Here is a 19,881-nt window from a genome sequence, read left to right on the forward strand (position 1 = left end):
GGTCACGGCCTTTGCGGGAATATGCCTTGGAGGGCGATGCAGAAGTTGACGGTCAGGTAGGGCATCAAGTTGTTGTGCGGCAGGCTCGCACCGGCCAACGCCACGGCGCCCTCGTCGAGCGTCACAAGCGAGCCCCCTGAACCCGGGGCGTAGAGAAGCCCACCGCCGAAAGGACGAGCCAACAGGCGCGTCGCCGGGTCGTTGGACGCGCCGAAGCCGGCCATGGCCGCCTCCGTGTGCGCGTGGACGGGCATTTCGGATTGGAGCAGGGTGATGTAGGGCGAGCCACCGGTCTCACCGACCGTCCGTTGGCTCAAGCCCGATCCCGACCCGGCCGCCACGGGCACGCCGCCCTGCAGGTCGGGCAACGCGAACGTGCTCTTGCCGTCGCCGCCGTACATGGTGCCGAGCAAAGCGAAGAGGGCGGTGTTCTGCGACAACGGCATGAGCTGGCCGTTGCACTGTGCCCACCCGGTCGGAGCGAAGTTGAAGCCGAAGACACGGATCTCTGCGAGGAACGGATCTGACATGTCGCTCCTAGGTGGGTTGAGGGTAGAGGCCGTAGAACGAAATGATGAATGTCACGACCGTGAACGGCTGCATGTTCTCGTGCGGCTGGCTGCCGCCCGTGGGCAGGATGGCCGAGGGCGACATCGCCGTGGTCGTGCCCGGGCTCACGTAGAAACGCTTCGCCGCCTCGGCGGGGACGTTCCCGCTGACGGTGACAGTGTCGGCGACGCCCTCCGATGCCAGCAACGCGTGGTTGTGCACCGGCATCTGGTTGGTCGTCAACGTGACGCTCTCGACGCCCGCCATCTCGCCCATTGTCGGGACGGATGCCATGTGCATCGGCACCCGGCCGGAGAGGTTCGGCACCGCGAAGGTGGTCTCCCCGTCGCCCCCGTAGCGGGTGCCGATCAACGTGAACAGCGTCTCGTTCTCCGAAATGGGGTACAGGGCGCCGTCGCAGAACTCCCACCCCACAGGGGCCCAGTTCCCGGCGAACATGCGGATCTCTCCTACGAATGGTTGGCTCATGTGAGCTCCTAGTTCCGGCTCGGGAAGATGCCTTGGAGGGCGATGCAGAAGCTGAGGACGGTGTAGGGCTGGCGGTTCTCGTGGGGCTGGCTGCCGCCCGCGTTCCCCAATGCGTTGGGCGCCATGGCGGCCAGGCCGCTGCCGCCGTTGTAGGCGGCGCCGAACGTGGTGTTGTCGACCGTCGCCAGGAGGTTTCCGGTGGGAACGGCCGACGACGCCGGGTCGGACGTGCCCTGGGCGAAGTGGATGTGCTGCGGCAGCTCCTGCGTCGTCACCGTGTGAGCGGCCTCACCGCCGGCCGTCCCCTGCGCGAAGCCGGCCCCCACGTGCAACGGAACCTTGCTGCGCAGGTCGGGCAGGGCGAACGTCGTCTGGCCGTTGCCGCCGTACATGACCCCCAACAGGGAGAACAGCGCTTGGTTCTGGTTGATCGGCAGAAACTGGCCGTTGCAGTACGCCCACCCGCGCGGCGGGTAGTCGAAGGCCATGATCCGGATTTCGCCGAGGAACGGTTCACCCATTGCAATGCTCCTTGCTCATGGCGTTGTGCACGTGGTGCCGTTGGAGAACTCGGCGTCCGTGTTGAACAGGTTGCCGAACGTGGTGCCCGGGTTGAGCGAGTGGATGTAGGCCTGCGTCACGTCGCCCGTTCCGGACGTGTCCGGGCTCTCCTGGAACTTGAAGCTGCCGACGCCTCCGTTGTCCTGGAGGTAGATGTCGAAGTAGGTGCCGGCCGGCCCCGGCGTCCCGCTGACGCTGTTGCCGCTGACGGCAGCGCACGTGGTGTCGCCGTCGCCGTCGAAGTTGAAGATGCCGATCCCACCGACGAACGCCACAGCTCCGTTGCCGCTGTGCCCGCTGATTGTGTTGTTGCGCACGATGAAGTGGGCCGTGGACACCGAAGCCGCCGGGCTGTCGTCACCAAAGTTCGTGAGTTGGATGCCGTCGCCGCCTGCATTGGAGATCGAGTTGTTCTCGATGAGCAGACGGGTGTCGGCGGTCTCGTCAACGAAGCCGGTGATGGCATGGCCCGCCGGGTTCGTGAACGTGTTGTTGGTGATCGTTCCGCGGAGCAGCGAGTTGTCGTTGGTGTCCGTGCTCACCACGCCGTTGCCGCCTGCTCCGGTGAAGGTGTTGCCGTTCACCGTCAACACCGTCGTCGTGTTGTCCTGGCCGCTGGCGACCAGGCCGCCTGCGAACCCGGCCGCGCTGTTCACCGTGTTGCTGGTGAAGGCCACCGTGCTCGTGCCACTCCCAAGGCCGTTGGCGGCGCCCACCAGCAAGGAGTTGCCCTTGATGTTGGTGAACGTCGTTCCGTTGACCGTCGCCGTGATGGCGGATGAGCCGTCCGGGGTGAACTGGATGGCCTGGCTGGCAAAGGTGCCGCCGACGCTCGAGAACGTGGTGCCACCTGTGACGTTGACGGTGACGTTGGTGTTGTTGTTCTCGACCAGCAGCAGCGTCTCGGTGGCGTCGCTGTAGGTGCCGCCGGTGATCGCCAGCGTGCCTGCCTGGTTCGACAGGTAGACGCCGTGCTCGTTGTCGGCATCACCTGCGCCCGCCACCTGGGCCCGGGTGAGGGTCAGGTTGGTGACGGCCGAGCCGCGGATGCCGTGCCCGTTGGCGTTGGTGACGTTGACGTTGGCCAGCGACACGTCGCGCGTGTTGGTGAGCGAGATGCCGTCGCCGCTCGTGTTCTGGATGGTGCCGCCGGAGCCGAGCGTGGAGCCCGTGCCGGTGACCGTGAGGTTGCCGGAACTCCCCGTGCTGTTGAGCACGATGCCGTTGGTGGCGCCGTTGGCCGAGATGCTCTGGAACGTCAGGTCACTGGCGCCGATCGTGGTGTTGACCACGTTGAGGGCCGTGCCGGTCGTGCTCGACAGGGTGTTGGTTGCGCCTACCACCGTCACCGTGCCGCCGCCGGTGGCGGCGAAGGCCGGGCTGGTGGCCGAGGTGAGGTTGACGCCGCCGTTGAAGGCGATGGTGGCGCCCGTGTTGGTGGTCAGCGAGACGCCGGCACCGGTGGTGTCACTCACGGCGCCGTTGAACGTCACCGTGCCGCCCGTCTTGTTGGCGATCGACACCGTCGTGCCGGTGGCATTGGCCACCGTGCCTGCGTAGGTGAAGGTGCCGGTGCCGCTGACGACCTGGAAGCCCTCCGCCGCCGCGCCCGAGAGGGCGCCGGTGCCGAGCGAGGTCGGCGTGGTGGTGTTCACCGCGGAGAGGTACACGTTGTCGGTGCCCCCGCTCGACGTGGTGGAGACGAAGTCACCGGTGATCGTGCCGGTACTCAGGCTCAGCGCCTGCCCCGCGCTGTTGAGCACCACGTCGGCGGCGCTGCCGACGCCGGTGGTGAGCGTGCCGAAGGACGTGCCCGTGAGGGCGTTGGCCCCCGTGAGGGTGAGGCCGCGAACGACGTTGTCGGTGCCCAGGGTGACCGTGGACTGCACGGTCGGGTTGGTCCCGTTCACCGCGGGGCGGGCAACGGTGCCCGCGGGCGGGGTGATGCCCATGAGGTCGTCAAACGACGTCGCCTTGGCGCCTGCACCGACCAACCACTCGTTGTTGGGAAGCGAGATGCCCGCGGCGTAGGTGCCCGAGTGCACGAAGACCCGGTGGCCCGCAGCGTCGACCGTGGCCACCTTGGTGAGGGTGGCGAAGGGTCGGGTGAGGGTGCCCGTGCCCGTGGTGTCGTTGCCCGAGGCAGCATCGGCGTACCAGATGACCGGGCCGCTCACTGTGAAGGTGATGGTCTGCGGCGCACTGGCCACACCCGGCGCCGGGTGCCCGCTGTCGACCACCGTGTAGGTGACCGTGTAGTCACCCGTGCCGCCTGCGGGCGGCTCGAAGTCGAAGCTGCCGTTGGCGTTGTCGACGTTGGAGATTGTGCAGCCGACGCAGCCTGCACCGGCCGTGACGCTGCCGAGGGTGTACGTCGGGGACCATGCCGCATCACCGGCGACGTCGTTGGGGTCGGTGGCGCCTGCGAGCAAGCCGGAGATCGACCGCTTCATGTTGGTCTCCACGTCGAACGACTTGGCCGCCGCCACCGGGGCGTCGTTGACGGGGTTCACCGTGATGGTGAACGTCTGGGCGTCACTGGTGTCGTCGCCGCCGTTGGCGGTGCCGCCGTTGTCGGAGAGCGAGATCGTCACCGTGGCCGACCCGTAGATGTTCGGTGCCGTCGTGTAGGTCAGGGTGCCCGTGGGGGTGACGCCGGGCTGCACCGAGAACAGGGCGTTGTTGTCGTTCGAGGTGGTGAACGAGAGGGTCTGGGCCGACTCGTCGCCCGGACCCTTGCTGATGGCCGAGGCCCAGTTGCTGATGCTCTGCGCACCGGCGTCTTCGTTGACCGTCTGGTCGGAGCCCTTGGTGAAACTGGGGGTGTCGTTGACGGCGGTCACCGTGATGGTGAACGTCTGGGTGGCGCCCGTGTCGTCGCCGCCGTTTGCCGTGCCGCCGTCGTCGACCGGCGTGACCGAGACCGTGGCCGAGCCGTTGGCGTTGGCTGCGGCCGTGTAGGTCAGGTCGCCCGCGCTGTTCACGACAGGCAGGGCGGAGAACATCCCGTCGTTGTCGGTCGTCACCGTGAAGGTGACGGCCTGGACCGATTCGTTAGCCGGGCCTGCGCTGACGGCCGTGGCCCACCCGTTGACCGTCTGCGCCCCCGCGTCCTCGTTGACGGACTGGTTGTCGCCCTTGGTGAAGGTGGGCTCGTCGTTCACCGGGTTGACGGTGATGGTGGCGGTGGCGGGGGCCGAGTCGATGGTGCCGTCGTTGACGGTGTAGGTGAAGCTGTCGCCGCCGTTGAAGTTGGCGCTGGGCGTGTAGGTCACCGTGGCCGTGCAGGTGCTGGGCGTGTTGGTGTCGCAGCTGGTGCCGCTCGGCACGGTCACGAGGCCGTTGGAGGCCGTGCCCGCGGTGAACGTCAGCGCGTCGCCGTCGGCGTCGTGGCCGGTCAGGGTGACGGGGATGGCGCCGCCGTCCTCGTTGCCACTGGCGCTGGTGGCGTCAGCGGTCGGGGTCGCGTTCGGGGGCATGACGTTGATCGTCACCGTGCCGGAGTCGGTAGCAGTCCCGTCGCTCACGTCGTAGGTGAAGGTGTCTGTGCCGGTGAAGAACGTGCCGGGGGCGTAGGTGAACGAACCGTCGGGGTTCAGCGTGACCGTGCCGTTGGCGGGGTCACTGGCGTTGCCGGCAGTGAGCGCCTGGCCGTCGGCGTCGGTGTCGTTGGCGAGGACGCCAGGCGCGGCCACTGTCAGGTTCGTGTTCTGAACGCCCGCGTAGGGGCCGTCGTCGACGGCCACCGGCGCGTCGGCGATCGGGTTGACCGTGATCGTCACGGTGGCGATGTTGCTGTCGAGGCCGCCGTCGTTGGCCTTGTAGGTGAACGTGTCGGCGCCGTTGAAGTTGGGATTGGGCGTGTAGCTGAAGGAGCCGTCGGCGTTGAGGGTGAGGGTGCCGTTGGCGGGCCCGTTGACCAGGACTGCGGTGAGGGCGTCGCCGTCGGCGTCGGTGTCGTTGGCCAGCACGCCGGGAGCGACGACGTTGCGCGTCACGTCCTCGTCTGTGGCATAGGAATCGTTCGTCGCCACCGGGGCGTCGGCCACCGGCGCCACCGTCACGGTGACCGTGCCCGAATCGGTGAGCGTGCCGTCCGACACCGTGTAGTCGAACGACGCGATGCCGGTGAAGTTGGCTACAGGCGTGAAGGTGAACGAGCCGTCGGGGTTGCCGGTAACGGCGCCGTTGACCGCGTTGCCGAAGGTCGTGGCGGTGAGCGGGCTGCCGTCAGCGTCGGTGTCGTTGCCGAGCACGCCCGGTGCGGTCACGACGAGCGGGGTGTCCTCGTTGGTGTTGTAGGCGTCGTCGGCAGCCACCGGGGCGTCGTTGACGCTGTCGACGGTCAGGGCGACGGCGCCGGTGTCGGAGCCGCCGTTGCCGTCGGCCACCGTGTAGGTAAACGCGTCCGGCCCGTTGTAGCCGGCGGTCGGGGTGTAGGTGAACGACCCGTCGGCGTTGAGTGCAAGGGTGCCGTGGTCGACGTCGTCGAGCACGGTTGCCGTCAAGGTGTCGCGGTCGGCGTCGCTGTCACCGAGCAGCACGCCCGGAGCAGCGACGACAAGCGGGGTGTCCTCGGCGACGTTGTAGGTGTCGTCGTCGGCCACGGGAGCGTCGTTGACCGGGTTCACCGTGAGGTTCACGGTGGCCACGTTGCTGTCGCTGGTGCCGTCGTTGGCCTTGTAGGTGAACGAGTCCCCGCCGGCGTAGTCGGCGTTCGGCGTGTAGGTGAAGCTGCCGTCGGCGTTCAGTGCCAGCGTGCCGTTGGCCGGGCCGGTGCCCAGCACCGCGGTGAGCGGACTGCCCTCGACATCGCTGTCGTTGGCCAGCACGCCGGGGGCGACGACGGCGAGCGGCGTGTCCTCGGCCGTGTTGTAGGCGTCGTTGACGGCCACGGGGGCGTCGTTGACGGCGTTGACCGTGAGGGTGACAGCGCCGACGTCGGTGCCGCCGTTGCCGTCGGCCACGGTGTAGGTGAAGGCGTCGGGGCCGTTGTAGTTGGCGGTCGGCGTGTAGGTGAACGAGCCGTCGGCGTTCAGCACCAGGGTGCCGTGGTCGACGTCGTCGAGGACGGTGCTCGACAGGGAGTCGCCGTCGACGTCGCTGTCGCCGTCGAGCACGCCGGGAGCGTTGCCGGTGAGCGGAGTGTCCTCGTTGGTCGAGTAGGAGTCGTCGTCGGCCACGGGAGCGTCGTTGACCGCGGTGACGGTCAACGTGACAGTGGCCGTGTTGCCCTCCGCGGTGCCGTCGTTGGCCTTGTAGGTGAAGGAGTCGGCGCCGTTGTAGTTGGCGTTCGGCGTATACGTGTAGGAGCCGTTGGGGTTGAGGGTCAACGTGCCGTTGTCGACGTCGTCCACCAGCCCGGCCGTCATGGGGCTGCCCTCGACGTCGCTGTCGTTGGCCAGCACGCCGGGGGCGGGAACGTTGAGAACAGTGTCCTCATCGGTGCTGCCGACGTCGTTGACGGCGACGGGGGCGTCGTTGACCGCGGTGACCGTCAAGGCCACCGTCACGGTGTTGCTGTCGGCGGCGCCGTCGTTGGCCTTGTAGGTGAAGGAGTCGGCGCCGTTGTAGTTCGCGTTCGGGGTGTAGGTGTAGGAGCCGTTCGGGTTGAGCGTCAGCGAGCCGTTGCTCGGGCCGGCCACCAAGACGGCGGTCAGCGGGTCGAGGTCGATGTCGGCGTCGTTGGCGAGTACGCCGGGAGCGGCGACCACCAGCGCGGTGTCCTCGCTCGTGGCACCTGTGTCGCCCACGGCCACGGGGGCGTCGTTGACGCCGCCCACGTTGATCGTCGCCGTCGCCGTGTCGGAGGCGTCGTTGCTGTCGGTGGCGCGATAGGTGAACGAGTCGGTGCCGTTGGCGTTGGCGTTCGGGGTGTAGGTGAACGAGCCGTCGCCGTTGAGGGTAAGGGTGCCCTTGGTCGGGCCTGTCACCAACGAAGCCGTCAGCGGGTCGCCGTCGTCGTCGGTGTCGTTGGCCAGCACGCCTTCTGCGGCCGACTTGGTCAGGACGGTGTCCTCGGTGGCGCTGTAGGTGTCGGCGTTCGCCACGGGAGCTTCGTTGGCCAGGCCGAGGATGGCGATGAGCGGGCGGGGCACCTTGGTGCCGCCGAGCGACCCGGCGAAGGGAGCGTCGCCGAAGGCGAACACGCCGCCGTCGGCGCCGAGCAGGTTGTAGCCGTCGCCGGTGGAGCTGGGGGCGGCGTCGGTGATGGGGGCGTTCAACTTCATGCCGCCCAGCGAGCCGTAGAAGGTGAAGCCGTTGAAGGTGAAGATGCCGCCGTCGTCGGCGATCAAGGCGTAGCCGGGGCCTTCGTCGGCCATCATGATCTCGACGACCGGGCCGTTGAGCTTTGTGCCCGCCATGGACCCGCCGAAGCTGGTGTTGCCGAAGGTGAAGACACCGCCGTCGCCTGCGGTGAGGATGTAGCCGTCGTTGGCCTTGTTGAGGGCGCCGTCGACGATCGGCTTGTTGAGCTTCATGCTCCCCAGCGAGCCGCGGTAGGGGGCGTCGCCGAAGGTGAAGACGCCGCCGTCGGCGGCGAAGAGGATGTAGCCCCCGCCCGTGCGGGTGACGTCGACGCCCACGATGGGGGCGTTCAGCTTTGTGCCCGCCAGCGAACCGAAGAACGGCGCATCGCCGAAGGTGAACACGCCGCCGTCGGACGCAGCCATGACGTGGCCCAGCCCGGTGGGCGTCGATTCGGCATCGACGATCGGTGCCCGCAGCTTGGCGCCCGACAGGCTCCCCGCTGCTGCGGCATCACCGAAGCCGGTGGTGACGCCCGCGTTGTCGACCAGCACGTAACCGCGCTGGGCCGCCGAGGCCTGGACCGTCCCTTCGGCTGCGGTTGCCGGTGAGCCGAGGCCCGCCAGCGCTACCAGCATCCCGAACGCCAACACGAGCACCGCTCGTACGCGCGTCGACACAGGAATCCCCCCACTGCAAACGTTGTCCGCCACGATCTGCCTTCCGTTGTCCCCCGGTAAACATCGGACGGTACACGCAGAACTGAAGGACGAGAAGGACTAAACGGACAGGACTACGCCTGTCGTAGTCATCTACGCACTGCGATGACCGGCCTCACACGTTGCGGCGGTAGCGGCCTCCGACCTCGAAGAGGGCGCCCGTGATCTCACCCAGCGAGCACACCCGTACGACGTCCATCAGCACCTCGAAGAGGTTCTCCCCGGCCAACGCGGCCTGCTGCAACCGCTCCAGGGCGGCGGGCCGTTCGGCGGTGTGCCGGGCCTGGAACTCCCGCAGCCGGCCCAGTTGGCCCTGCTTCTCCTCCTCGGTGGAGCGGGCCAGTTCGACGACCTCAGGCGTGGTGTCGCCCTTGGGGTTGAGGAAGGTGTTGACCCCGACGAGAGGCAGCGAGCCGTCGTGCTTGCGCTGCTCGTAGAGCATCGACTCGTCCTGGATGCGACCGCGCTGGTAGCCGGTCTCCATGGCCCCCAACACGCCGCCCCGCTCGCTGATGCGCTCGAGCTCGGCCAGCACGGCCTCTTCCACCAGGTCGGTGAGCTCTTCGACCACGAACGACCCCTGCAGCGGGTTCTCGTTCATGGCGAGGCCCCACTCCTTGTTGATGACGAGTTGGATGGCCAGGGCCCGGCGCACCGACTCGCCCGTCGGCGTGGTCACCGCCTCGTCGTAGGCGTTGGTGTGGAGGCTGTTGGCGTTGTCGTAGATGGCGCACAGGGCCTGCAGGGTGGTGCGGATGTCGTTGAACGCCATCTCCTGGGCGTGCAGCGACCGCCCGCTGGTCTGCACGTGGTACTTCAGCTTCTGCGAGCGCTCGTTGGCCCCGTAGCGCTCCTTCATGGCCACGGCCCATATGCGCCGGGCCACCCGGCCGATGACCGTGTACTCGGGGTCCATCCCGTTGGAGAAGAAGAAGCTGAGGTTGGGGGCGAAGTCGTCGACCTGCATGCCCCGGCCCAGGTAGGCCTCGACGTAGGTGAAGCCGTTGGCCAGGGTGAAGGCCAGCTGCGTGATGGGGTTCGCGCCCGCCTCGGCGATGTGGTAGCCGGAGATCGACACCGAGTAGAAGCGACGCACCTCGTGGGCCACGAACCACTCCTGGATGTCGGCCATCATCCCCAGCGAGAACTCGGTGGAGAAGATGCAGGTGTTCTGGCCTTGGTCCTCCTTGAGGATGTCGGCCTGCACCGTGCCCCGCACGTTCTTCAGCACCCAGGCCCGCACCTCGGCTGCGTCCTCGGCGGTGGGCGGGCGGCCGTTGTCCTGCTCGAAGCGGTCGAGCCGCTGGTCGATCGCCGTGTTGAGGTACATGGCCAGGATGGTGGGCGCCGGGCCGTTGATCGTCATCGACACCGACGTCTTGGGATCGCACAGGTCGAACCCGCCGTAGAGCACCTTCATGTCGTCGAGGGTGGCGATCGACACGCCCGAATTGCCCACCTTGCCGTAGATGTCAGGGCGTTCGTCGGGGTCGAAGCCGTAGAGGGTGACCGAGTCGAAGGCCGTCGACAGGCGTGTGGCGGGCAGCCCCTCGGCCAGCAGGTGGAACCGCCGGTTGGTGCGGAACGGGTCGCCCTCCCCCGCGAACATGCGGGCCGGGTCCTCCTCCTCGCGCTTGAGGGGGAAGACGCCTGCGGCGAACGGGAAGCGGCCGGGCACGTTCTCGCAGCGCAGCCACCGCAACAGTTCGCCGTGGTCGGCGTAACGGGGCAACGACACGCGGGAGAGGTCCGTTCCGGCCAGCGATGTGCGCTTGGGCACCGCCGCGTACTCGGCCACCACGGCGTCCCAACCCTCGAGCAGTGATCGAGAGTGAGGGTCGAGGGTCGCCGCCAACTCGGTTTCCAGTTGGTCGAGGGCGTCGACTTCCGCACCCCGCTCCACCAAGGCTGCCCGGGTCTCTCGCACCTGTTGCAGGCGGCGGGCAATGTCGACCTGCTCGGCCGTCTCCGCGTGGTAGGCCCGCACCGCCTCGGCGATCTCGGCCAGGTACCGGTTGCGGTTCGGCGGCACCACGACCTCGGCCCGCGACGACACCTTGCTCTCGACAACCGGCAGCGTGCCCGCCGAGGTGCGCAGGCCGTGCTCGGCCAGGCGCCCCCGCAGGTGCTGGTACAGCGCGGTGACGCCGTCGTCGTTGAAGCGGGCGGCGATGGTGCCGAAGACCGGCAGGTCGTCGAGTGCCACGTTGAACTGCTCGCGGTTGCGGGCGACCTGGCGGCGCACGTCGCGCAGGGCGTCCTCGGCGCCGCGCCGCTCGAACTTGTTGATGGCCACGGCATCGGCGAAGTCGAGCATGTCGATCTTCTCCAACTGGGAGGCGGCGCCGAACTCGGGCGTCATCACGTAGAGCGACACGTCGACGAAGGGCACAATGCCCGAGTCGCCTTGGCCGATGCCCGGGGTCTCCACGACGACCAGGTCGGCCCCGGCCGCTTTGCAGGCGTCGACGGCGTCGGCCAGCGCCTCGGGCACCTCGGAGGCGGCGCCCCGGGTGGCCAGCGAGCGGAAGAAGGCCTGGGGCGTGTCGATGCTGTTCATGCGGATGCGGTCGCCCAGCAGCGCCCCGCCCCCCTTGCGTCGGGTGGGGTCGATGGCCAGCACCGCGATGCGCAGCTTGTCCTCCTGGTCGAGGCGGAAGCGCCGCACCAGTTCGTCGGTGAGCGACGACTTGCCCGAGCCGCCGGTGCCGGTGATGCCGAGTACGGGCACGTTGCGCCCGGCGGCGGTGGCTGTGACCTCGGCCCGCTGGGCCTCGGGCAGGACGCCGGCCTCCAGGGCGCTGATGACGCGGGCGAGGGTGGGGCGGTGCCAGCCGTAGAGGGGGTCGAGCGAGGCGGGCAGGTCGGCGGCAGGCGGTAGGTCGCACTCGCGGATCATGGTGTTGACCATGGCGGCCAGGCCCAGGCGCTGGCCGTCGTCGGGCGAGAAGATGCGGGCCACGCCGTAGGCGTGCAGCTCGGCGATCTCTGCCGGCACGATCACCCCGCCGCCGCCCCCGTAGACCTTGACGTGGCCGAGGCCCTCGTCCCGCAGGCGGTCGACCAAGTACTTGAAGAACTCCATGTGCCCGCCCTGGTACGACGAGATGGCGACGCCCTGCACGTCCTCGTCGACGACGGCGGCCACCACCTCGTCGACCGAGCGGTTGTGGCCGAGGTGGATGACCTCGGCCCCCTGCGATTGGAGGATGCGCCGCATGATGTTGATGGCGGCGTCGTGCCCGTCGAACAGCGCCGCGGCGGTGACGAAGCGCACGGGGTGAACGGGCCGGTGGAGCTCGGCAGTCATGCCGACCAGCGTACCCATTTCCAAGAGTGCTCATTGAATGTGCGCTCTTAGTACTCTGTTGCCCGTGGCCTTCGACCCCATCCACGAGGCTCGGCAGCAGTGGGAGGCGCATCGGCTCGACGAGCCCATCGCCATGGCGGCAGCCACCTCGGTCATGCGGGCCCAGCAGTTGGTGTCGACCGCGGTGGAACGGGCGCTGCGGCCCCACGGGCTGTCGTTCGCCCGCTACGAGGTGCTGATGCTGCTGTCGTTCACCCGCAAGGGGTCGCTCCCCATGACGAAGATGGGCGACCGCCTGATGGTGCACCCGACGGGCATCTCCAAGCTGGTCGACAAGCTGGAGGACGACGGCTTGGTGCAGCGGGTGCCCGACCCCGGCGACCGGCGCCGCACCCTCGCCACCATCACCCCTGCGGGACGGCGGTTGGCGGCCAAAGCCACCAAGGCGGTCACCGCCGTGCGCTTCGGCGTCGACTTGGGCGACGAAGAGCTCGAGCGGTTGATCGACGGGCTCACCCACCTCCGCCATGTGGCGGGCGATTTCGACTGACCGGTTGGAGGCGGCCGGTGAGCCGCACCACGCCTGCGCTGAACTCCCGGTCGAGCTCGGCCTGCCGCGCCGGGTCCGCCACGATCACCTCCACGACGACCTGGCCCCGTACTTCGTCGACGGCGCCGCTCAAGAACTGTGACCCGAGCCGCTCTGTGAGGCGATGCTGGATTGTGCGCAGTTCGGTCCGGGACTTCTGGTCACGCTCCACCAGGCACAGCGGGCCTGGGAACGTGCGCCGGATGTCCTCCTTGACGCGGGCGCCTGCACCAGGCCGCACGACGACGTTCACGGCCCGCGGCTCGTAGGTGACCCAGAGGGCGGCAACATCGGGGTCGCTTTGGAGGCCGGGGTCGCCCCACTCCTCGAACGACGCCGTGGGGTCGATGGCCTCCGGTGTGGGGCACGCGGGCGGGAAGGACGAGGCGCCGCTCGACGGGGTGCCTGCAGCGGGCGGGTGGTCGAGGACGGCCGTCACCGTGAAGGCGTGGCCGTCCCAGGTGCCGCGCAGGTTGACGTCGGCCCACGTCACCCCGGCCTGTGTCTCCTTCTGCGGCGCCTTGGCCCAGTGCCAGTTGCGCACCGGTGGGCCGCCGCAGCCGGGCGGGAGCGAGGCCAGGATGGGGCCGAGGCAGAGCACCGGCCCGTGCCCCTCGGCCTCCAGCACCATGGCGGCGGCCTCGTACTCCTCGCCTTTGGGGATCACCGCCGAGTTGCCGTTGCAGGCGCCCGTCACCATGGCCACCAGGATGGCGGCCGACCACCTCCTCATCGCCCGCCCCTCCGGAAGTTGCGGAGGAAACGTGCCGTTTTCCGGCGCGTTCTGTACGCAACTTCGGGGTGGAGGCCGCAGGCGTAGCCGAGGGCGACGAGGACGGCCGGGTCGTCGAGGCCCAGCAACCGCTTGACCGTACGGTCGTAGGTGCCGCCGAGCTCGCAGCCCGCCAGGCCCGAGGCGCCCAGGCGCAGGGCCAGGTTCTGGGCGGCGTGGCCGACTTCGACCAAGGCGAAGCGGCCGCCTCGGTTGCCGTATTTGGCCTGCATGGCGCCGGGGTCGAGCACGAAGAGCACGACGACCTGCGGCGCGCCGGTGAGGGCCATGCCCCCCAGCGGCTCCTGCACCTCCGCCCACGACGGCGCCGGCCCGACGTCGGTCAGCCCGTGGGTGTCGGGTTCGTAATGCACGGCCCGCCCGTCGAGCGGGTGGTCGACGGCCAGCAGCAGGGCGAAGACCTCGAGCGGGTACAGCCCGCCCGCCGACGGCCACGCCCGGCGCCGAGCGGCGCCGTCGGCGAAGGCGCTGAAGACGGCACCCAGCGCGTCGGCGGGCAGCGGGCCGGGGGCAAAGTCCCGTGTCGAGGCGCGGGCGGCCTGAGCCTCGGCCAGCGCGTCGGTTGGTCGCGGCAAGGCATGGTCGGCCGCCGCGTAGGTGAACCGGCCCGGGTAGTCGGACGGCGGCACGGCGTCGTTGATGCGTTCGCCGAAGGCAGGGCCGGTGGCAGGCGACAGTTCGCTCGCCAACCAGAAGTCGCGCCAGGGCGTGAGCTCGTCGGTCATCCCAGCGGGTGCGGTGCCGGGTTGGGGAACACCGTGCTTGTCGCCTGCGGGTACCGGCGCGCCATGTCGGGTGCGGTGCCGCCTAGGTGGGGCCGGCGGTGGTCGCCGTGGATGGGGACGAGGTCGGGGGCCAGCGCCCGCACCACCCGCAGGCCCACGGCGGCGGCATCCACGGTGGTGAGGTCGCGGTAGTAGGTGTCGACACCGTTGGCAGCCAACGTGGTGGCCAGGTGGTGGAGCTCGTCGGCGGGACGGCCGACCACGGCGGCGTCGGGCGGCCGCTCCCCGACCGGGCCGCCCCACAGCGGCAGGTCGGCCCACCGCTCGGGGTGCAGGGTGTAGTAGGCGGCGTGGCGGTCGAAGTCGGTCACCTCGTCGGGCTCCAGTCGCAGCCCCGGATAACGCGAGCGGTACATGCCCGCGAAGATCACGCCTTGCGCCCATTCGGCATACGCCTTCTCCACCGCATCGTCCCACCGGGCGCGGCAAGCGAGGCCCAGCGACAGGCGGGGCCGGCCCCGCTGGGGCAGGTTCCCGGCCACCGCGGCCACCGGGTGCGGGCTGTAGGCAGGGGTGATGTCGAAGCACACGGCGTCGCCGCCACGCGCCCGCACCGGTCCGGCCAACCGCTCGGCCAGTGGCACTTGGCGGGCGGCCACGCCGTGCAGCCAGGTGACCATCAGGGCGTCTCGCTCGACCAGTTCCTGCACGGCCCGCAGCAGGGCGCGCAACGGCGAGCCGTCGGCGGCCAGGCCCGACGAGGTGGAGACGGTGCTGCGGGCGGGGTCGAGGGTGACGAGGGAGACGGGCGCCGCCCACGCGCTGCCGTCGACCACCGAGTAGACGTCGGTGGTCGGGCCGCCGGCGTCGAACGGGAGCCGGCTGGTGGCCGAGGCAGGCGGCAACGCGCACACCACAGCCACATACCGCTCGACCGCTTCGGCGATGGCCGCGCAGCGGGCGGCCACGGGATCGCTTGACACGCCGCCTGCGCTGGAGTCGCCGGTCACCGGCGTCAGCGTCGCCACCCGGTTGGCGAGGGGGAGATCGGCCAAGGTCACGGGGATGTCGCCGACATCGGCCACCAGTCCGTGGCGCCAGCCCACTGCCTGGTCGAGCAGGGTCATTCCTCGCTCGACGGTGGCCGGGGCAACGGCGGGGGCGGGCTGCCCGGCCGTTGCGGGGCTGCGGGGCCGCTCGGGCCTCCCCCGCCCTCGTGCAACTGCCGGGTGTGGAACCTGACCACGCCGACGCCCGCCAGGATGCCGACGATGGCGTAGCCGATGCCCGCGGTGGCGAGGATGCCGAAGGCGCCCACCACCACCTCCACGGCGAACGCCGCGAGGAACGCCACGGTCGTGGTAATCGAGCGCACGCCTTGGCCGAACGGGGCGTAGGCCACCCCCAGCACCGCCACCAGTGAGAGCGCCACGGCGACGAGCACGAAGGTGAGGTCTTGGGAGGCGCGCGCCGCGACGATGCCGACCAGGACGGCCACTACCGGGGCCAGCCCGGCCAGCATCTTGGAGGTGGTGACCCGGTCGCGCGGCACGGCCGGCGCTTGGCGGGCCATCAGTTCGACCCGCATGGGGAGCACGATCGACGACGTGATCAAGGTGCTGACGCAGCAACAGCAGCAGCAGCACGAGCAGCACGTCGGCGTGGCCGCCATCGGCGTGTCGCGCGACGGGCGGAACTGGTCGGGCATGCGCACGAGGTTCACGAGGGGTCACCGTTCGAAGGCGGGCGCGGGACGGGAGGAGGCGCTGGTGCATCGACGGCCTGAAAGGCCGGTCGGGTTCCCGCCAATTGCCGCCGGTGGAAGTTGACGACGACGACGGCGCCGAACACGGCGACGGCGAGATAGCCGATGCCGGCGGTGGCCAGGATGCCGACAAGGCCGACCGTGAACTCGGCCACGAAAGCCGCAGCCAACACCGCCGTCACCTTCAGGGAACGCAGCGGCGAGCCGAACGGCGCGAACACAACGGCCAGTGACGCCATCGTCGCCACCAACAAGACGGCCGTGAATGCCGCAGGTTCTCCCCACCGCCAGACGACGAGCAGGGACAGGGCGAAGGAACCCAGCGGGGCGGCGACCGCCACTGTCTTCGATGTCGTGACGCGAGCCGGGGCGACGGAAGGCGCCTGCCGGGCGAGGAGCTCCACGCGCATGGGCAGGACGATCGACGCGGTGATGACCGTGCTCAGGCAGCAGCAACAGCAGCAGCACGTCGGCGTGGCCGCCATCGGGGTGTCGCGCGACGGCCGGAACTGATCGGGCATGCGCACGGCGGCGCCGGTCGGCGTCATGCCCACGGCAACGACAGTCGGCCGTCGTCGGGCCAGTCGGCGCACACCGCGCAGGCCGACGAGCGCCACAGCGGCTCGCGTCGCGTCGCGAACGTCAGCAGGTCGAAGGTGACGGTGGCGTTGACGAGCGGCGCTCCCCCGTCGTGTTGGTTGGCGAGCAACCGGCGCGTCAACGCGGCGGCGAGGGCGGCGTCCGCCGCGGCGCGGGGCTCGGCGGGCGGCTCGGGGTCGCCCCAGCGGGTGCCCACCCGGCCGGCCAAGCAGGCGAGGCAGGCCGTGTCGCCGGGCACCACGTGGGGGCCGAGCACGATCGAGTGGTGGAAGGCCACGTCGCAGAGCACATGGGGCGAGCGCAGGTCGGCGGCCACGTCGATGAGCGCCCGCAGTGGGGCGTTGGTGCGCAGCACGATCGTGAGGTCGGCCACGCCGTCGGCCGCACCGAGGGCATCGGCGAACGCGGGCAACGGGGAGCCGACGACCACGAGGCCGACCGAGGTCGGCGCGGCCGACAACGCTGCGGGCCGCAACGCACCGAGTCCCGCCAAGTGCTCCACCACCGGGCGGGCTTCGGCGGGCACGTCGGCGGGGGGCGCGTCGCTCCAGTAGCGCGCCACCACGTCGGCCACCGAGGCGGGCACGTCCTCCAACAGCCACACGGCGTCGGCGCCGGCCGTCACCACCAAGTGGCCTTCGTCGGCGACGACGCGCCAGGCCGGGTCACCGACGAGCGCCATCGTCCTCCTCGGCGCCGGACAGCCGACCGAGCACGGCGCCCTCCAACAGTGCTTCCGACGGCAAGTCGGTGGGCGCGCCGACCAGCTTGGGGCCGACGCGGCGAGCCAGTTCGTCGGCGGCCCACGTGCGCAGCCCGGGCGGCAGGGTGGCCCGGCGTTCGAGGAAGCGGCGCACCGCCCGCAGGTCGTCGTCGGCCAAGCCCGCGGTGTCCCAGATGCGGGGGTCGACGGTCGTGCGCGACGCCGCCCATCCCAGGGCGGTGGCGGTGGGCGGAGCCAACGCCGCCGTATCGACGGCGATCTGGCGCACGACGACCGTGCCCGCTGCCAGGTCGCCGAGGCGTTGGCCCCGGTCGCTCACCACGGCAGCGGCCAGGCCCACGCCGTAGGGGAAGGGCAGGGCATCGACGACGCGCAGCACGTTGCGCACGAGCAGAGCTTGGGCGGTGAGCAGGCCGCCGTCGCCCGCCACCACTCGCAGGCCGAGCAGGGTCTTGCCCGGCGTGGCGCCCGCGAACAGCAGCTCGCTCGCCAAAGGCAGGCCGACCACCACGGCGAGCACGGCGAAGGCCGGACCGGAACCGAGCCACCAGGACGACAGCTCGCCCTGCCACATGGCGAGGCCGCCGGTCAGTGCGAAGATGGCCATCGTGCCGAGCGCGAGATCGATGGCCGCCGCCAGCGCTCGGGAGGCAACGCCTGCGATGCGAAGCTCGACGTGGGCACCTTCGGCCAGGCGCAGCACCAACCGCGATTCGAGCCCCACGCGATGACGGTAGCCGGTCAGGTCCGTACGGTGGACGAGTTCCGAGCCGCTCGCGCCGACGCGTGGGCCGAGCTCGCTCGGCTCACCACGGCGACCAAGCGGCGCCGCGGCGACCAGGTGCTCCGCCTGTCGCGCCTGCACCGGGAGGCGGTGGCCGACTTGGCGCTGGCCCGGCGGCGCTGGCCCGGCGAGTCGCTGGTCGACGCGCTGGAGGACTTGGTGGCGGCGAGCCATGCCGAACTTTTCGCTCCGGGGCGAAGCGAGCCCGACCGACTGGTGGCGTGGCTGCGGCGGGGGTGTTGGGAGGCGATGGCCGAGTCGTTGCCGTGGGCGCTGGCTGCCGTTGCCGTGCTGGCCGTCGCCGCCGTGGGGGGCGTGGCCGCGGGCGCCGACGTGGCCCCGGTGGCGTTGCGGCGCGACATCGTCGAGGGCGCGTGGACGTTGCCCGTGGGGCCGTTGGCCGCGGCGTTGGCCTTTGCCGCGGCGTGCGCAGGGCTCGTGCCCGCCGCGGTGGTGCTCGCCTGGGTGGGATTGGAGTCGGGGGCCACGGCGGCCGCCGCCTGGCAGGCAGGCGACGAGCGCACGGCGGCGGCCGTCGCGGTGGCGGCGTTGCCGTTGGCGACGGCCGTGGTGTTTGCCACCGCCGCGGGGGCGTCGGCCGGGTGGGCCGTGGTGCGCGGCGAGCGCGGCGAGGCGACCCGCCGCTTGGCCCTCGGCGCCCAGGTGCTGCTCACGTTGGTGCCGTTGCTCGTGGTGGGCACCGTCGTGCGCGACGCCGCCCGTACGTCGCCGGAGACGGCCGCCGCCATTGCTGCCGTCCTCACTCTGGCGTGGTGGACCGCGGTACTGACGCGAGGCTCCGCAGTCAGGCGCGGGCGCGGGTCTTGAGGTCGAGGTAGCCGGCGCACGCCGCGGCAGTCAGCCGTTCCGGTGACGCCGCCACCACCCGGGCCGCAGCCCGGCGCAGCATGGCTGCGGCCCGGTCGCGTTCCTCCAGCAACGACGCAGCCGCAGCGGCTCGGTAGGCGGCACGGCCACCCTCGGCACCAGCCGCCACCATGGCAGCCAGCATCGGGTCGTCGGGCGCCACGACGAGCACCTGATGGCGCCGGCTGAGCACGGGCACGGCCCGTTGCAGGGCGGCTGCGGCAGCGTCGTCGACCAAGTCGGTCAACACGATGGCCACGGCCCTTTTGGTGGGCAGGGCGCGGAAGGCAGTCTCGAAATCGCTGTCGACCGACGTGGCCTCGATGGCGGCCATGGCCGCGGCCACGGCGCGGCCCCCGCCTGCCCTCGGCGCCAGGCGCACGAGGGGCCGGTCGGCGAAGGCGATGAGGCCGCAGCGGTCCCCCACCGCGTCGACGGTGAGCGCCAAGGCGGTCGCCGCGTCGACCGCAACATCGAAGACGGTGGGCGCAGGCGGCGGGCCGGTGACGGCGGTCATCAAGCGGCCTGCGTCGAGCAGGATCACCACGTCGCGCGACTGCTCCAGTCGGAACTGGTTGACCACCGGGCGCCCGGCCCGAGCCGACGCCTTCCAGTTGACGAGGCGCACGTCGTCGTCGGGTTGGTAGTCGCGCAACGACTCGAACGACGTGCCGAGGCCCAGCGGCCCGCGTGCCCGCCCTGACTCCTCGTCGAAGGTGGCCTGCTGTGCGGCGCGGGCCAAACGGCGAGCAGCCAGCACGTCAGGGTGCACGACGAGCTCGGCTGGGGCGGTGACCGGGCCGGTCCACTGGCCCAAGCCGAGGCGGCCCCGGCACCGCGCCACCACCGGTGGGAGGACGTGTCGGCCGCGGCGTCGCGCGGTGACGGTCGTGCCGTCGACGTCGAGCGCTTCGGTACCGGGTTGTGTCACCTCGCCCGTCCCCTCGACCAGCAGCCGCAAGGCGCCGGGCACGCCGCGCACGAGGAATGGCGGCGCGGTGCGCGTCACCCGAGGGCGGGGCGCTTGCAGTGCATCTATCGCGGCAGCAGCGACCACGGCGATGACCGCGACGACGCCGAGCACCGGTGCCACCAAGCACAGGACGGCGGCCGCGGCCACCAGCGCCGCGCACCGGCCGGTGGGCTGGACGGGCACG

15 protein-coding genes are annotated in these 19,881 nt (G+C 70.6%); 2 read left to right on the plus strand and 13 right to left on the minus strand.

The window, feature by feature from the left end:
* Positions 1-2 precede the first annotated feature (2 nt).
* From VM938_09400 to icmF, 5 genes are all read right to left on the minus strand, one after another.
* Positions 3-530: a tail fiber protein gene (locus VM938_09400; protein HVF75253.1), complete on the minus strand. Its 528-nt coding sequence runs from the start codon at positions 528-530 to the stop codon at positions 3-5.
* A 7-nt stretch (positions 531-537) separates the two neighbouring features.
* Positions 538-1,008, minus strand: coding sequence for a tail fiber protein (locus VM938_09405; GenBank protein HVF75254.1), 471 nt, complete (start codon positions 1,006-1,008; stop codon positions 538-540).
* Between the two features lie 38 nt (positions 1,009-1,046).
* Positions 1,047-1,559, minus strand: a complete 513-nt coding sequence (locus tag VM938_09410) for a tail fiber protein (GenBank protein ID HVF75255.1) — start codon at positions 1,557-1,559, stop codon at positions 1,047-1,049.
* A 15-nt stretch (positions 1,560-1,574) separates the two neighbouring features.
* Complete coding sequence (locus tag VM938_09415) at positions 1,575-8,528, minus strand: Ig-like domain-containing protein (GenBank protein ID HVF75256.1); 6,954 nt, start codon at positions 8,526-8,528, stop codon at positions 1,575-1,577.
* A gap of 154 nt (positions 8,529-8,682) precedes the next feature.
* Positions 8,683-11,877, minus strand: a complete 3,195-nt coding sequence (gene icmF / locus VM938_09420) for a fused isobutyryl-CoA mutase/GTPase IcmF (GenBank protein HVF75257.1) — start codon at positions 11,875-11,877, stop codon at positions 8,683-8,685.
* A 64-nt stretch (positions 11,878-11,941) separates the two neighbouring features.
* Here icmF and VM938_09425 point away from each other — a divergent pair, with 64 nt between their 5' ends.
* Entirely contained in the window at positions 11,942-12,427 is a 486-nt protein-coding gene (locus VM938_09425; protein ID HVF75258.1) for a MarR family transcriptional regulator, read from the plus strand.
* Here VM938_09425 and VM938_09430 read toward each other — a convergent pair.
* The 7 genes from VM938_09430 to VM938_09460 are packed head-to-tail and all read right to left on the minus strand — an operon-like array spanning position 12,390 to position 17,797.
* On the minus strand, positions 12,390-13,199 hold the full coding sequence (locus VM938_09430; protein HVF75259.1) for a hypothetical protein: 810 nt from the start codon (positions 13,197-13,199) through the stop codon (positions 12,390-12,392). The two genes, VM938_09425 and VM938_09430, sit on opposite strands and share 38 nt — an antisense overlap.
* Entirely contained in the window at positions 13,196-13,984 is a 789-nt protein-coding gene (locus tag VM938_09435; protein HVF75260.1) for a SagB/ThcOx family dehydrogenase, read from the minus strand. Before VM938_09435 ends, VM938_09430 begins: the two co-directional genes overlap by 4 nt.
* A complete protein-coding gene (locus VM938_09440) occupies positions 13,981-15,111 on the minus strand; it encodes a YcaO-like family protein (GenBank protein ID HVF75261.1) in 1,131 nt (376 codons plus the stop codon). Before VM938_09440 ends, VM938_09435 begins: the two co-directional genes overlap by 4 nt.
* The gene (locus VM938_09445; GenBank protein ID HVF75262.1) at positions 15,108-15,707 is read right to left on the minus strand and encodes a hypothetical protein; all 600 of its coding nucleotides are present in this window, start codon (positions 15,705-15,707) and stop codon (positions 15,108-15,110) included. The genes VM938_09440 and VM938_09445 overlap by 4 nt, the downstream gene beginning before the upstream one ends.
* Positions 15,704-16,297 (minus strand): hypothetical protein, encoded by a 594-nt coding sequence (locus tag VM938_09450; GenBank protein HVF75263.1) that lies wholly within the window; start codon positions 16,295-16,297, stop codon positions 15,704-15,706. The genes VM938_09445 and VM938_09450 overlap by 4 nt, the downstream gene beginning before the upstream one ends.
* Entirely contained in the window at positions 16,294-17,031 is a 738-nt protein-coding gene (locus tag VM938_09455; protein ID HVF75264.1) for a TOMM precursor leader peptide-binding protein, read from the minus strand. Before VM938_09455 ends, VM938_09450 begins: the two co-directional genes overlap by 4 nt.
* A complete protein-coding gene (locus tag VM938_09460; protein HVF75265.1) occupies positions 17,015-17,797 on the minus strand; it encodes an RDD family protein in 783 nt (260 codons plus the stop codon). The genes VM938_09455 and VM938_09460 overlap by 17 nt, the downstream gene beginning before the upstream one ends.
* 30 nt (positions 17,798-17,827) lie before the next feature.
* On the opposite strand from VM938_09460, the gene VM938_09465 reads away from it, so the two are divergent.
* Positions 17,828-18,685, plus strand: coding sequence for a hypothetical protein (locus tag VM938_09465; protein HVF75266.1), 858 nt, complete (start codon positions 17,828-17,830; stop codon positions 18,683-18,685).
* Here the strand turns inward: VM938_09465 and VM938_09470 are convergent.
* Positions 18,663-19,880 (minus strand): DUF58 domain-containing protein, encoded by a 1,218-nt coding sequence (locus VM938_09470; GenBank protein HVF75267.1) that lies wholly within the window; start codon positions 19,878-19,880, stop codon positions 18,663-18,665. The two genes, VM938_09465 and VM938_09470, sit on opposite strands and share 23 nt — an antisense overlap.
* Position 19,881 lies beyond the last annotated feature (1 nt).

It is taken from the genome of Acidimicrobiales bacterium (assembly GCA_035536915.1).
Lineage (GTDB): Bacteria > Actinomycetota > Acidimicrobiia > Acidimicrobiales > JAHWLA01 > JAHWLA01.